The following is a 13,573-nucleotide window of genomic DNA, read 5'->3' as shown; positions in this document are numbered from 1 at the left end:
GAAGCATTTCGGCCCCGTAGACCACCTCACCCTTCGCCTCGGCCAGGGGTTTGCCCATCTCCGCGGTCATGATCGCCGCGAGGTGGTCGGTGTTGGCGATGACCAGCTCAAAGGCACGGCGCAGAATGTCCGCCCGTTCCCGCGGAGTGGACTTGCCCCACGATGCCTGGGCACGGCCCGCGGCCTGGATGGCCAGGGCAGCATCTTCCGGTCCACCATCGGCGACGTGGGCAATGACTTCATTTGTGGCCGGGTTCTCAACAGGGAACGTCGCCCCGCTGCTGGCCTTCTGCCAGGCGCCATCTATGAACAGGTCGGTGTAGAGGGTACTGGGATCAAATGAAGTGCTCATGTCACGCTTTCAATGATGGAAGGGAAGGGGCTACCGGGTCAGCTGGTTTTGAATCGCTGGGGACGCACGAACGCCAGGCCGTCGAAAGATCGTTTGCCGAGGGCTTCGTGTGCAGCGATTTCGCCGAATCCAGTGGCATTTTTGAAGCCGCCACCGGAGAAGCCAGTAGCACAGTAGATCCTGCTTCCTTCTTTGACCCTACCGAGCAGGGGGTGACCGTCCGTGGTGAAAAGGTCTGGAAAGGCGTCCGACCGAACGATGTTGGGAAACAGACCGGGGAAAAACTCCGTGACGGTTTCGATGGTCTCGGTAATTTCTGCGGGAGTCAGTTCTCTGGGCACGGCGTCCGCGTCCGGCGTTGGTCCGCCGCGACCGTCCAGGGTTGCCTTGACCGTAACCCCATCCACGGCGGGCGCCCCATACATGGAGCGGTCCCCGGAGATCCGGATGAAGACGGGGAAGTTCTCGGAAGTGAATTCGGCCCCGTTTTTAGCGACGAACCAGGTCAGGAATACGCGTTTGGTCTGGGTTGCGGCCTTCAGGTAATCGGGCATCAGGCGCTGGGACCAGCCGCCCGAGGAGATGATGACACTCTCGAAAGTCCAGGACTTCTCACCTGAGGTGATGACGACGCCGTCGGCGGTTTCGGTGATGCTGTCGATCGGGGTGTTGCTGTGGACTGTTGCGCCGTTGGCTTCCGCTGCGGCCACGGCCGCCGTGACCGCACGGTCGGTGCGCAGGGCGCCGGCGTGCGGATCGTAGACGGCGACGTCGTCCGCGCGGAGGTTGTGCTGCGGGTACCGTTCGGCCATCTCCTCGCGGCTGAGGATTTCGTGTTCGGCGCCGTTGGCCCTGGCGGTTTCCAGCAAGACCGGGATGTAGGGCCCGTCTTTGGTGCCGATGGAGAGCCCGCCGCACCTGGTAAGGATGCTTTGGCCTGTTTCGGCTTCCAGCTCAGCCCAGAGATCGCGTGAGCGTTCCAGGATGGGGTAGAGCTCAGGCACTCCGCGGTACAGCATGCGGAACAGGCGGGTGTCCCCGCCCACGGCACTGCGGCCGTGGGCGGGAGACGCGGCTTCGAATCCGGTGACGGAATCGGACAGGCGCGAGGCCTGCCACAACGCCATGCTTCCGATGCTGCCCAGGCCGATAACGGCGAGTTTTCCATCCACGGTTAGAGCACCTGCTCCAGGAAGGCCTGGGTGCGGGGTTCCTGGGGGTTGGACAGGACTTCCCGGGCGTCACCGCGTTCGACGATGTAGCCATCGTCCATGAAGATCAGGGAGTCGGCCACTTCGCGGGCGAAGCCCATTTCATGGGTGACAACCACCATGGTCATGCCCTTTTTGGCGAGGTCCTTCATGACGGCGAGAACTTCACCGACCTTTTCGGGGTCCAGGGCTGAGGTCGGCTCGTCGAAGAGCATGATCTCCGGATCCATGGCAAGGGACCGCGCGATGGCGACGCGCTGCTGCTGCCCGCCGGAGAGCTGGGCCGGGTAGTAGTCCCCGAACCCGGCCAGGCCGACGCTGGCGAGCAGTTCGTGCGCCCGCTTGGCTGCCTGTTTCTTATCTGCACCCTTGACCAGGACCGGCCCGGACATGATGTTTTCCAGCGCGGTCATGTTCGGGAACAGGTTGAAGGACTGGAATACCATCCCCACCCTGGTGCGCTGCTCGGCGAGCTTCTTGGGACTGTGCGCGTGGTAGGCGTGGGCAGTCTCGTAGTAGCCGAAGTCCTCACCGTTAACTTTCAGGACTCCGGAGTCCACGGTTTCCAGGCCGTTGATGCAGCGCAGGACGGTGGATTTACCGGAACCGCTGGGGCCGATGATGCAGCAGATCTCTCCGCTGGCGATCTCCAGGTTGATGTCTTTGAGGACTGTTTTAGGCCCAAAGGACTTCCGGATTTTCTGGGCAAGAATCGTTCCGTCGTTGCTCATCGGAGGTTACCTTCTTCCGGTTCGGTCAGCACAACAGCTTTCTTCGCCTTCCGGGGAAGCCTGGAGGTTGCGCGGGAGTATTTCTGCTCGAGCTTGGACTGCGGGTAGCTCAGCAGCAGCGTCATTACGAGGTACCAGAGGCTGGCGACGATAAGCAGCGGGATGGTCTCGTAGGTGCGGGCGTAGATCAGCTGGGCGCTTTGGAGCAGTTCCGCGACACCGAGCACACTGACGAGCGAGGTTCCCTTGAACATGCCGATGACCTGGTTACCGGTGGCCGGGATGATGGAGGGCATGGCCTGCGGGATGATGACCTTGCGCATCTTCATCCCACCGCTCATACCCAGGGAGTCAGCGGCTTCGATCTGGCCCTTGCCGACCGAGGAGAACCCGCCACGGATGATCTCGGCCATGTAAGCGGCCTCGTTCAGGGTCAGGCCGACCAGGGCCGCGGTGATGGGTGCCATCAGGGCGTTCGTGTCAATTTTGGTGCCGATGTCCGTGAACGGGATACCGATGGACAGGTCCGGGTACAACGCGGAGACGTTGAACCAGAAGATCAGCTGCACCAGGACCGGGGTGCCGCGGAAAATGGTGATGTAGACATTCGCGGTGGCCGCGATCGGCTTGATTTTCGAGCCCCTCATGATTGCCAGGCCCAGCCCCAGGAGCGTTCCGAGGGCCATGCTGGCAAAGGTCAGGAAGAGTGTGAGCATCAGCCCGCGGATGATTGTGTCGTGGGTGAAGTACTGGGCGACAACGCCCCACCTGAAGTTCGGGTTCGTCGAAACCGAAGCCAGGATGCCGATGCCGATCAGGCTGCACACCACCCAGGCGACGTACTCGAAGGTGCTGCGCCGCTTGAGCCTTGGCTTGAGCGCTGAATCCGTCCCGGTCATTGTGGTTCCGCTTCCTTGGGGAATCGTTTTCAACATAGGGTCACCCACTAGCGGATCGCCGCTTCGGTGATGGCTGATTCGCCGAGGCCCCAGTGCTCGAGGGCTTCTTTGTATTCGGGGCTTTCCAGGACGGACTGGATGGCTGCCTGCAGGGCCGGCGTCAACGGTGAGCCCTTCTTCAGGCCCATGGCGACGTTGGTGTTGGTGCGGGTGTCCATGCGGGGTTCGAGGATGTGGAAGTGGTTGGGCTGCTGTTCGTTGGCCCAGGCCAGGGCGCTGGCGTCGTAGAAGACCCCGTCGATCCGCTTGGAGTCGAGCTGGGTGAGGGCTTCCTGGACGTTGGGCAGCGTGATGCCGTTGATGGCGGGCTGGCCCTTTTCCTCACAGGTCCACTTGGAGACGTTGGGCAGGTGCTTGAGTTGCTGGGTGGAGCCCTTGGTCACGCCGATGTTCTTGCCGCAGAGGGTGTCGTTCGTGAGTTTGAGGGGGTTGTCCTTGGCTACTGCCACGGCGGAGCCGCCCTTGAGGTAGTTGATCATGTCCAGGACCTTGAGGCGTTCCTCGGTGGCGGACATGGTGGTGGCGGTGAAGTCGTAGCGGCCGCCGTCGATGCCGGGAATGATGGTGTCGAACGCCGTGTTCTCGAACTTCAGCTTCAGGCCGAGTTTTTTGGCGACGAGGCGGGCGAGGTCGGGGTTGAGGCCGATGGGGGTTTGGTTGTCTTCGGCCAGGAAGGTCATCGGCGGGGAGCTCAGGTCCATTGCGACGGTGATTTCGCCCTTGGTTTTGAAGGACTCGGGCAGCAGTGCGACCGCGGCTGCGTCGGGCTGGACACCTTCTGAGATGTCACGGGTGTTCTGGGTCTTGGGCAGGTCCGTTGCCCGGGTGCCGGTGGCCGCGCCGCCACAGGCAGTCAGGGCCAGCAGGACAGCAAGCCCTGCGGCCGCCGTCTGGATCGTGTTTCTGGTCTTCATGGTGCTTCCCTTCAATGGGTTCAGCGGCAAGTGCCGGCTGAAGGTGCAGTCTTTCCTATGCCTTGCCGCTCGGCGTCCTGATGCAACATGCGGTCGGCGTTTGTCTTTGATGCTTCATCCGAGCTGTGATTCAGCTCTCGTTCCGTACAGCAATAAAACCTTGCTTTTCGTTCAATGTCAACAGTTGAACAGTAATAATTCAACTGTTGAACAGTGCAACTTCTCTACACTAAAGATAGGTGGTAGAAACCCTTGGCGTCGAGAGCACTCGTCCGCCCGTATGCGCTGAACTAAGAGCTGGCCAGCATCGATTCCCGTAACCGGGTCTTGGCCAAGACTAGTCCCGCATACGCTGCTCCCCGGGCCACCGATAGTCCGGCCACTTGGGATTCAACCCTGATTTCCGGGACGATGGGAAGGCTTTGCGCGAGTCGCGCGCGCGCCTCGGGCAGGACTTCGTCCACTAGCGGACTTAAGCGCCCCACAAAATACACGGATTCCGGGTCCAAGGTAACCGCAATGGCACCGACAGCGGTCACGATCGCCGTCGTAAACGCCTCCACCACTTCCGCACGGGACTCCGCTTCCTGCGTCTGGGTCCAGAGCGCTTCGACGCCGTCCAGGTCCAGTCCCCGAGCCTTGGCGAAGTCCAGGAGACCTTTCGTGCTCAACAGCCCATCGAGGGTTTCGTCACCGACACCGGAAAAGAGAACACCACCCAGATTACCGAAAGCAGGGGTCCGCCCCTGAGCGATTTCATGATCAGTACAGCTTGCAAAGCTCAGCACCGTACTAAGCATGAACAAGGCAGCATTCCCTATACTCGTATCGTCCTTCAGGATCCCCCGGAGGGACGCACTGGCATCGCTCTCAAGGACCACGGGAGCCTTCAAACGATCTTCAAGAGAATTCTGGAGAAGCGAATCCATGAAAATCTTTCTTGATTCTGGTCTTCCGGACGAATGATTGCCGTTGACAACACGGCCGGGCAGTGCGGCAACGATTTGGCGCAATGGCCCCTGTGCGGAATCACTTGTCTCCACAATCAAGTCGACCAGCCACTGGGCAGTGGTGGCGCCATCTCCCCCCTCAAGGCTGGGAACAATCACGTGCCTCAACTCGCGCCCTCTCAGGTCCGTCACCAGGACACAGGTGGTTCGCGCCCCGAAAGCGATGCCGACAATGTGCCCCGCTGTACCGGGCACATCCAAATACGTGGAGCGCCGACCGCGGCGCACTACCGCATCGACTCCCTGCTCAACGACGAATCCGTCAAGAAGAAGCTCATCCACCTTCCGGGACACCGTCGGCTGGCTCAAACGCGTCAACTCGATCAGCTTGGTACGCGTCAAAGGCGCCTCTGAGAGAATGGCGTCAAGCACCGACGCCTTGCTGTAGTCACGCGCCGTGGGGTTGCTACTCATAGCTCAACCTTAATTGAGTCTCAGACCGGAGCTGGGACGACCTGGCCGGCTCCCGCTAATTCTGGCCAAGGGCAGTACGCCCCGGCACGGGCACAAATTTCCGGGGCGTACTGGCGCTGTTTGGTTTAGCGGAGTGCTTTGAATGCGCGGCCCATTCCTTCGAGGAGGCGGTCGGCGTCGTTGTTGGAGAAGGGCATTGGGGGGCGGAGTTTGAGGACGTTGCCTTGGGCGCCGCAGGCGGAGATGAGGATCCGGTCTTCGCGGAGGGCGTTCACGATGCTGGCGGCGGCTTGGCTGTTGGGTGTCAGCGAGGACCGGTCGGTGACGAGGTCGACGCCGATGAAGAAGCCGCTTCCGCGGACTTCTGCGACCTGGTCCAGGCCTTGGCTGAGGTCTTTGAGTCCGGTGATGATTTTTTCGCCGACTTTGTGGGCGTTTTCTATCAGTGATTCTTCGCGGAGGACGTCCAGGACGGCCTGGGCGGCGGCGATGGCTACGGAGTTTCCGCCGAAGGTGTTGAAGTAGCGGATGTTCTTGCCGAACTCTACGAGGAGTTCCGGTTTGAAGACCGCTGCCGCGACGGGGATTCCGTTACCCATGGGTTTGCCGATGGTGACGATGTCGGGGGTGATTCCGTGGCGTTGGAAGCCCCACCACTGCTCACCGGTGCGGCCGAAGCCGGGTTGTACTTCGTCGGCGATGTAGAGGCCGCCGGCGGCGTGTACTTCTTCGATGATGGGGCGCAGGAAGCCTGCGGGGCCGTCGAAGACGCCGTCGGAGGAGAAGATGCTGTCGGCGATGAAGGCTGCCAGTCCGATGCCGTGGCGGTGGAGGTCTGCGATGGCGGCGCGGACCTGGTTGCGGAGGTGGTCTTCGAGGGATCCTTGATCGGAGGAGAAGCGCAGGGCGTCCGGGGCGTCGATGACGCGGACGTTTGCGCCCAGGGGCACTCCGATACCCAGGGACGGCGAGAAGGACGCTACTTCGGTTGTCAGGCCGTGGTAGGCACCGGAGGTGACGATGATGCCTTGGTTCCCGGTGGCATATTTGGCTACGCGCATGGCGAGGTCGTTGGCTTCGGATCCGGTGCAGGTGAACATGACATGGCCAAGCTCGGCCGGGAACGTGGAGAGCAGCTGCTCCGAGTAGTCCAGGATCGATTCCTGGACGTAGCGGGTGTTGGTGTTCAGTATCTGCATCTGTTCGTGGACAGCGGAGATGACTTTCGGGTGGGCGTGCCCGACTGAGGGGACGTTGTTGTAGACGTCGAGGTAGTCATTGCCTTCCTGGTCATACAAGATGACGCCCTTGCCACGGACGATTTCGAGGGGGGTGTCGTAGAAGAGCCGGTAGCTCGGTCCGAGGCTCTGGTCCCGGCGGCGGATGTTCTTTTGCATCTGGTCCGGGAGTTCACCGAGACGGTTGGGATCAAAGCCGTTGATCATGGCCCGGGATGGTTTGCGGATGGTTTGGGGGGTGTTGCTCATGATTTCTCCTTGGTGGCTGGTGGGTCTGGTTCAGGGGGAGGGTGGGAAAACTCCGTCAACGTCGCCTTCTGCACCAGTTCGACCGAGCTGCGTGGTTTATTTGATTCACTATGAATCTAAATGCCATCTGTTCAACTGTCAACAAACTTTTGTGATCGTGTCGCACGTATTGAGAGGGACAGGCCTGGATTTTGCCCGGAGCGCCGACTTCAACGGGCATCCAACTGCCTATTAAGGGAATAAAAATCACCACCCGGATCTATTGTGGATTGTTGACAGTCGGCTAAACTGGCCATGTGCATTACCAACCGAGGCCGGCAATTATCGGCCCTCTCACTGAAGGAATGTCATGAAGAAACGTCGCCCGGCTGCTTCGACTCTCGTTCTCGACGAACCATCACGCACAGGTCACCACTGCCCGACAACCGGATGGTGGTCAGCCGTCGGGGATCCAAGCGACGCGAGGTTCATCATCAAGGGAGAGGTGATGCCCGCGTTGAGCGGAACCCCCGCGTTCTGGGCATTGACGGGGGCGGCTGGGGGAGTCCAAGGCCTCAGGCTCGAATCCGCGCTGCAGCCAACTTCATAGACGAGCGCCGGCTCTTTCAAGCTCCGGACGACGAGGACGTGGATGGCAGGGCTGATGGCCCAGTTCCAGACCAAGGGTCGCCCCCGCCGTTGCGCCTGATGGCCCTGCCGCCGAGACCGCCTCCGGACTAGGATGGCCCGAAACGGAGGCGAGGACTGGTGATGCAATCGGAAGTGACAGAAGTTCCCGAAAGCGGGTATGCCCCCGTCAACGGAATGCAGATGTACTACGAGCTGCATGGTGACGGCGGTACCCCGCTGTTGCTCTTGCATGGCGGACTGTTCGATATTGAGCAGCAGTTTGGCGCGTTGATTCCGAACTTGTCGGCGGGCCGCAGGGTCATCGCCACGGACTTCCAAGGTCACGGTCGGACCAACGACATCGACCGTCCGCTGAACACGCGTGACCTGGCATCCGATGTCATCGGGCTCCTTGCGCATCTGGAGGTCCGCGAGGTCGATCTGTTTGGATTCAGCGTCGGCGGCGCGGTCGCACTGCACCTGGCGGTCAACCGTCCGGAGCTTGTGCGCAAACTGATCGTGTCGTCGGTGTCATTCCGCCCCGACGGCGACCGCGGCGGAAACGCCGAAGCGGTTGCCGCGATGACAGTCGACATGATCGCCGGTACCCCAATGGAACAGCGCTATCTGGCTGTTTCGCCGCACCCGGACCACGAGCATCTCCAGGGGCTGCTGGACAAGCTCGGAGGCTACGATGCGGGCACCACAGGGTGGAGTGATGACGAAATCCGCGGTATCGCCGCCCCCACACTGATCACCGTCGGCGATTGCGACATGGTCAAGCTCGAGCATGCGGTGCGCTTCCTTCAGCTCCGCGGGGGAGATGTGAACGGCGACTTTGAAGGAGTGCCCGAGTCGCAGCTCGCAGTGTTTCCCGGCACAACACATTTTTTCGGGCTTGCGAGGACTGAACTGGTGCGCGAGGTTGTGACTACCTTTCTGGACTGACGACGGCGACAGCTAATCTTCTGCTGATGGGTTGGCGTCGAGAAGGCTGCGCAGGACATTGAGGGCTTCAGACAGTTGGAGGTCAGTGACGGCACCATATCCAATGACGAGGCCGTTCATTGGCGCCCGTTCTGCGTAATAGTCAGCCAGAGGCACCACCCGGATTCCCTGCTGGAGGGCTTTCGCAGCCACAACGGCAGCCTTGGGTTCTGGGAAACGGATGACTGCATGGAGCCCTCCCTCAAGGGCGCCGAGCTCCAGGTTGCCGCGTTGGCCGAGGCGGTCAATAACCAGGGCGCGGCGATGCGAGTACTCGCGGCGGGCGCGTGTGATGTGGCGTGAAAGCCCGCCCTCTTGGATGTAGTGCGCCAGGGCTGATTGCAATACTCCTGCCACAGGCGTGTCCATGGCCTCACGTAGTGCTTTCAGCCCACGACCTGCGTCGCCGCGAACAACCAGATAGCCACATCGCAGCCACGGGCTCAGGTTCTTTGAAAACGTTCCCAGAAGTACTACGTCAGCATTTGTGGGAAGGGATGCAATGGCAGGAAGGGGCATTCTGCTGTGACGGAATTCGCTGTCGTAGTCATCCTCGAGAACGAGCACGTTGTGTTGATCGGCCCAGTTCAGGAGCCCCAGCCGATCCTGGACGGCCATTCTGCCCCCCAGCGGATACTGGTGGCTGGGCGTTATGAGAACCGCGTCCGGAATTTCCTTGAGCGCGGCCAGTTGTGAAGTTCGCAGACCGTCCTCGTCCACCGGAACGGTCAGCAACTGAGCGCCGGCGGCTCTCATGACGCGACGGGCTCTGGGGTAACCGGGATCCTCAACCAGGACGCGAGGTCGGTCTCCGCGGGTGCGAAGCATGGAAACAATCAGGTGCAGCGCATCACTGGTTCCGGCCGTGATAATGACATCGTCAGGTTCGACGGCGAGTCCGCGTGACACCGCCAGATGTCCTGCGACAGCTTCCCTCAACACCAATGTCCCAACCGCCGGCGGCAGATCCGAGTATCCATCTTTCGATACTGCCCTTTTCCAAGCACTGCGCCATTCACGGTCTTTGAACGGTGACCCGGCTGGCCGTCCTGGAGTCAGATCTATCAGGTCAGCCGAGTCCAGGCTGCGGTTGGGATGCTGCTGCTTTCTGGGAGGGCTTTGTATGTCCGGGCGCACAACCACCCTGGTCCCGCCCGCTCCGCTGCTCTCGAGGAACCCTTCCCCGGACAGCTGCTCGAACGCACGAACCACCACACCACGTGAAATGCCCAAGCCTGTGGCCATCCTGCGGGTAGCAGGAAGGGTGTGTTCGGGCTGGAGGAGTCCGGCGAGGATGGCTTTCCGGAGCTGACTTGCCAGCTGTGCGGCCAAAGAAACATTGCTTTCCCTGTCCAGTTCAATGGGGATTTCGGCTTCACTCATTGGACCTCCAGACTTAGTGATTCTTGGACCTAGTGTAGGACCAAAACCTTTGGCAGCATGAAATCCGTAACTACCTCACGTTGCGCTCTGGCCCCGGCTGCGCAGCCATAAGAAAGAAGGACTCCGTGTTCAACGGCCTCAGTGCATTTCCCCTCACGCCCATGCAGGGCGAAGATGTCGATCTCAAAGCCGTTGCTCTGCTGGTTTCCCGCGCAGCCCAGGCCGGAGTGGACTCCCTGGGTGTCCTTGGCTCGACGGGAAACTATGCCTATTTGTCCCGCAATGAACGGCGGGCTGTGCTGGAGGCTTCTGTGGATGCGGCCAACGGCGTTCCCGTCCTTGCCGGTATAGGGGCACTACGCACGAGGGACGTGCTCGCATTGGCAGGGGATGCGCAGACCGCAGGTGCATCTGCCCTGCTTCTGGCACCCGTCTCCTACCAGCGGCTCACCGATGCAGAAGTATTCGGCCTGTATGAGGATGTTGCCGCTGAATCAGCCCTTCCCATCGTCGTCTACGACAACCCGGGTACCACCGGCTTCACCTTCACTGACGATCTTCACGCACGCATCGCCAGGATCCCGGGAATAGCGGCCATAAAAATACCGCCACCGGTTGCCGGAGAAGTTTCGACGCGGGTCAGCAAGCTTCGCTCCCGGCTGCCGCAGGAGACATCGGTGGGTATCAGTGGGGACTGGGTTGCTGCGGAGGCTTTGCTGGCCGGTTGCAACGTCTGGTATTCAGTAATTGCGGGGGTGCTTCCCCAACAGGCCAAGGCCATCGTGGATCATGCCCTGGGCGGTCGCCGCGATCTCGCTCTGCAAGCCTCGGCAGAGCTTGAACCGGTCACGTCTTTGTTTCGAACCTACGGCAGCCTCCGGGTGACTGCGGCCCTTGCAGAAGATCTCGGACTCGTAAAGTCTTCAGTGCTGCCGCGACCTTTGCGCGGGCTGGACAGCGATGGCCGGGAGAAAGTTGCGCAAGCCATCCGCCAATGCGGGCTGGAGGCATAACCTGTGGCAGCGACGAGGAGGAGCGGGTAATGAGCCTTCTCCCTGGAAAAATCCGGACCCGGACGGACGCAGGAAAGTCCACGGCTTCCGGAGGCCTTGCACGTTACGTCGTGGCGGCGACGTTGGCGCGGAGTGCGGACGGCGGTGCCGTCGTCGCCATCGTCCTGCTGGTGACGACAAGCGGCGCCCCTGGGTGGCTGGCCGGGATCCTTGGTGCGTGCATCACCGCCCCGCATCTCTTTGGTCCCCTCATTGCCAGGCGTCTGGACACCGCCCGTGATGGTCGAACGGTGATCGCCTTGGCCTGCATCGCGCATGGCGTGACCCTGGCTGCTGCTGTCCTGCTGTACCCGGTGACACCGCCCATAGTGCCGGGCGTACTGCTCCTGGCCTCCGGGCTGGTTGGCCCGCTCCTGACAGGTGGCATCAGCAGCCGTCTGGCAGCTATCGCCGGCAGTGACAGAACAAGCCAGCGCCGGGCTCAGGGGTGGGACGTTGCCACGTACGGCATCGGCGGCACCATTGGGCCTGCGCTCGTGGCGGCCGTCTCGGCATGGGCAGATCCTGCCATGGCGGCACTGATCCTCTCCGGCTCGACGGTTGTCGCGGCCGCCGTCGTGAGACTCTTGCCTTATTCGCCGCCTGCAGCAGTTCCCTCAGACGTTCCCCGGCCGGGCCGGACACTGCTGATGATGGTCGCAAGCGGTCCCTTGCGGCGCACGCTCTACCTGACCGTCGTCGTCGCCCTGTCTGTCGCAGCGTTGCCCATCACCGCCGTCGCCTCCACGGGGGAACTACAGGTTGAACCGGCTGCGGCAGGGCTACTGACGGCTGCCTACGGTCTGGGCGGACTGATCGGATCCGCAGGCGTAATGATCCGGCCCATGAGAACCGATGCAGACCCGCTGATGACCTGGCTCGGTGCTGCCGTGGGTGCTGCCCTTTGCGGGGCAGCTCTCGCCGGAGTATTCCCTGCGGCCATCGTGGCCTACGCTTTCGCCGGGCTACTCAACTCCTGCTTCTTCGCCGCAACCCTGGCAGCCCGTAGCGAGTACGCACCTGCTGAGGCGCGTGGTCAGGTGTTTGTCTGGATAGGCGCCTTGAAAATTACCGCGGGCTCGGCCGGTACTGCCTTGGCAGGGGCAATGATCACATCTGCTCCCCAGCTTCCTTTGTTCCTGGCATCCGGACTCATCCTCGTGACGGTAACCGTTTCCGTCCTTGACCGCCGCCGGAAGGGGACGGCTGGCCTTTAGGTCCAGGCGTTACTGATCCCCGAACGTCTTGTCCAGGGCGCTGAGGATGTCGTCAATGATGTCTTCCGGGTCCTCGAGGCCGATCGAAAGACGCAAATGACCGTATTTGTGGAACGAGGCCGGGTAATTTTCCGATCCTCCGCGCGCATCCGGGCCCACGTGCACGATGAGCGTTTCATCGTGTCCAAGGGATACAGCGGAGGTGATGACCTGCAGGTTTTTCACGAAGCGGTTTTGGGTGTTCGAGTCTCCTTCGACGGCGAACGCGAGCACGCCGCCGTATCCGCGGCCACCGAACTGTTTGCCGGCCAGCTCGTGCTGTGGGTGGGAGGCCAATCCGGGGTAGAGGACGTAGGCAATCCGCGGATCGGATTCCAGAAGGGCTGCGACTTTTTCAGCGCTTGAGAACTGCTGCTTGAGGCGCAGCGGCAAGGTGACGGAGCCGCGCATGATCATCCATGCGTTGAACGGGGAAATCACGCCGCCGGCATCGACAATGGCGTCGTGCCGTATGTGCTGGACCAGTTCGCGACGCCCGGTCACCACGCCGCCCATGGCATCACCGTGGCCGTTGATGTATTTGGTCAGCGAGTGGATGACAAGATCGGCCCCGTCGTCAAGAGCGCGGTAGAAGGGTGCCGGCGTGAACGTGGCGTCGATGGTCAGCAGTACGCCGGCGTCTTTGGCGATGCCTGCAAGTGCTGCGACATTGGCCACCTTCGTTGTCGGGTTCGCAATGGTTTCGGCATGGATGAGCTTCGTGTTGGAACGGATGGCAACCCGAACTGCCTCGAGATCATCGGCATCAACGAACGTCGCCTGGATGCCGTACTTTTCCGGAAGAAGTTCCCCGAACAGACGGTACACCGCTTCATAGGTCACATTGGAGACCACCACGTGATCGCCGGATTTCAGGAGGGTGAAGAAGACGCCGTGCAGGGCTGCCACACCGGTTGCGAAGGCGGCTGCTGCTTCGGCGCCCTCCATGGCCGCCAGCTTGGTTTCAAGAGCCACCTGGTTGGCGCCGGCGTTTCTTGTGTAGACCAGTCCCTCGTCAACACTCGACCAGTCCATAGCGGACGGGTCATCGGGGAGCACGTAGGAATTTGCCATGACCAAGGGCGTGCGGAGCGCGCCGGTACCCTTGTCGATGCTGTTTCCTCCATGGACTGCCCAGGTGGAGTCATGGACGGAGGACCGGTTGTGCTTGTCAGGGGTTCGCTTCATTGCTGTGGTTTCCTTCGGAA

General features: G+C 61.5%; 13 protein-coding genes. 4 read left to right on the top strand and 9 right to left on the bottom strand.

The annotated features are described in order from the left end of the window. From MU551_RS14020 to MU551_RS13990, 7 genes are all read right to left on the bottom strand, one after another. Window positions 1-352, bottom strand: a 352-nt coding sequence (locus MU551_RS14020) for an aldehyde dehydrogenase family protein (RefSeq protein WP_247045569.1), incomplete at its 3' end; no start/stop codon positions are given. Window positions 353-390: 38 nt separating this feature from the next. Further along, window positions 391-1,524 carry an FAD-dependent oxidoreductase gene (locus MU551_RS14015; RefSeq protein ID WP_247045567.1) on the bottom strand — a complete coding sequence of 378 codons (1,134 nt, stop codon included), beginning with the start codon at window positions 1,522-1,524 and terminating at the stop codon, window positions 391-393. 2 nt (window positions 1,525-1,526) lie between these two features. Next, window positions 1,527-2,294, bottom strand: coding sequence for an amino acid ABC transporter ATP-binding protein (locus MU551_RS14010; RefSeq protein ID WP_247045565.1), 768 nt, complete (start codon window positions 2,292-2,294; stop codon window positions 1,527-1,529). Beyond that, window positions 2,291-3,193 carry an amino acid ABC transporter permease gene (locus tag MU551_RS14005; protein ID WP_247045562.1) on the bottom strand — a complete coding sequence of 301 codons (903 nt, stop codon included), beginning with the start codon at window positions 3,191-3,193 and terminating at the stop codon, window positions 2,291-2,293. Before MU551_RS14005 ends, MU551_RS14010 begins: the two co-directional genes overlap by 4 nt. 47 nt (window positions 3,194-3,240) lie before the next feature. Further along, window positions 3,241-4,167, bottom strand: coding sequence for an ABC transporter substrate-binding protein (locus MU551_RS14000; protein ID WP_247045561.1), 927 nt, complete (start codon window positions 4,165-4,167; stop codon window positions 3,241-3,243). 290 nt (window positions 4,168-4,457) lie between these two features. After that, complete coding sequence (locus MU551_RS13995) at window positions 4,458-5,591, bottom strand: ROK family protein (RefSeq protein WP_247045559.1); 1,134 nt, start codon at window positions 5,589-5,591, stop codon at window positions 4,458-4,460. A gap of 125 nt (window positions 5,592-5,716) precedes the next feature. Further along, on the bottom strand, window positions 5,717-7,078 hold the full coding sequence (locus tag MU551_RS13990; RefSeq protein ID WP_247045558.1) for an aspartate aminotransferase family protein: 1,362 nt from the start codon (window positions 7,076-7,078) through the stop codon (window positions 5,717-5,719). Between the two features lie 349 nt (window positions 7,079-7,427). Between MU551_RS13990 and MU551_RS13985 the strand changes: the two genes are divergently transcribed. Then, window positions 7,428-7,667, top strand: a complete 240-nt coding sequence (locus MU551_RS13985) for a hypothetical protein (RefSeq protein WP_247045556.1) — start codon at window positions 7,428-7,430, stop codon at window positions 7,665-7,667. A gap of 161 nt (window positions 7,668-7,828) precedes the next feature. Further along, a complete protein-coding gene (locus MU551_RS13980) occupies window positions 7,829-8,635 on the top strand; it encodes an alpha/beta fold hydrolase (RefSeq protein WP_247045554.1) in 807 nt (268 codons plus the stop codon). A 12-nt stretch (window positions 8,636-8,647) separates the two neighbouring features. Here MU551_RS13980 and pdxR read toward each other — a convergent pair whose 3' ends face one another. After that, the gene (gene pdxR / locus MU551_RS13975) at window positions 8,648-10,057 is read right to left on the bottom strand and encodes a MocR-like pyridoxine biosynthesis transcription factor PdxR (protein WP_247045552.1); all 1,410 of its coding nucleotides are present in this window, start codon (window positions 10,055-10,057) and stop codon (window positions 8,648-8,650) included. A 125-nt stretch (window positions 10,058-10,182) separates the two neighbouring features. Here pdxR and MU551_RS13970 point away from each other — a divergent pair, with 125 nt between their 5' ends. Further along, the gene (locus tag MU551_RS13970; RefSeq protein ID WP_247045550.1) at window positions 10,183-11,070 is read left to right on the top strand and encodes a dihydrodipicolinate synthase family protein; all 888 of its coding nucleotides are present in this window, start codon (window positions 10,183-10,185) and stop codon (window positions 11,068-11,070) included. 29 nt (window positions 11,071-11,099) lie between these two features. Continuing rightward, window positions 11,100-12,326: an MFS transporter gene (locus tag MU551_RS13965; RefSeq protein WP_247045548.1), complete on the top strand. Its 1,227-nt coding sequence runs from the start codon at window positions 11,100-11,102 to the stop codon at window positions 12,324-12,326. Between the two features lie 9 nt (window positions 12,327-12,335). Here MU551_RS13965 and MU551_RS13960 read toward each other — a convergent pair whose 3' ends face one another. Beyond that, complete coding sequence (locus MU551_RS13960; protein WP_247045546.1) at window positions 12,336-13,553, bottom strand: trans-sulfuration enzyme family protein; 1,218 nt, start codon at window positions 13,551-13,553, stop codon at window positions 12,336-12,338. Between the last annotated feature and the right edge of the window lie 20 nt (window positions 13,554-13,573).

Origin of the sequence: Arthrobacter rhizosphaerae (genome assembly GCF_023062595.1) — a bacterium.
GTDB lineage: Bacteria > Actinomycetota > Actinomycetes > Actinomycetales > Micrococcaceae > Arthrobacter > Arthrobacter rhizosphaerae.
The sequence above is the reverse complement of the archived record's forward strand: the minus strand, read 5'-3'. Positions and strand labels throughout refer to the sequence as shown.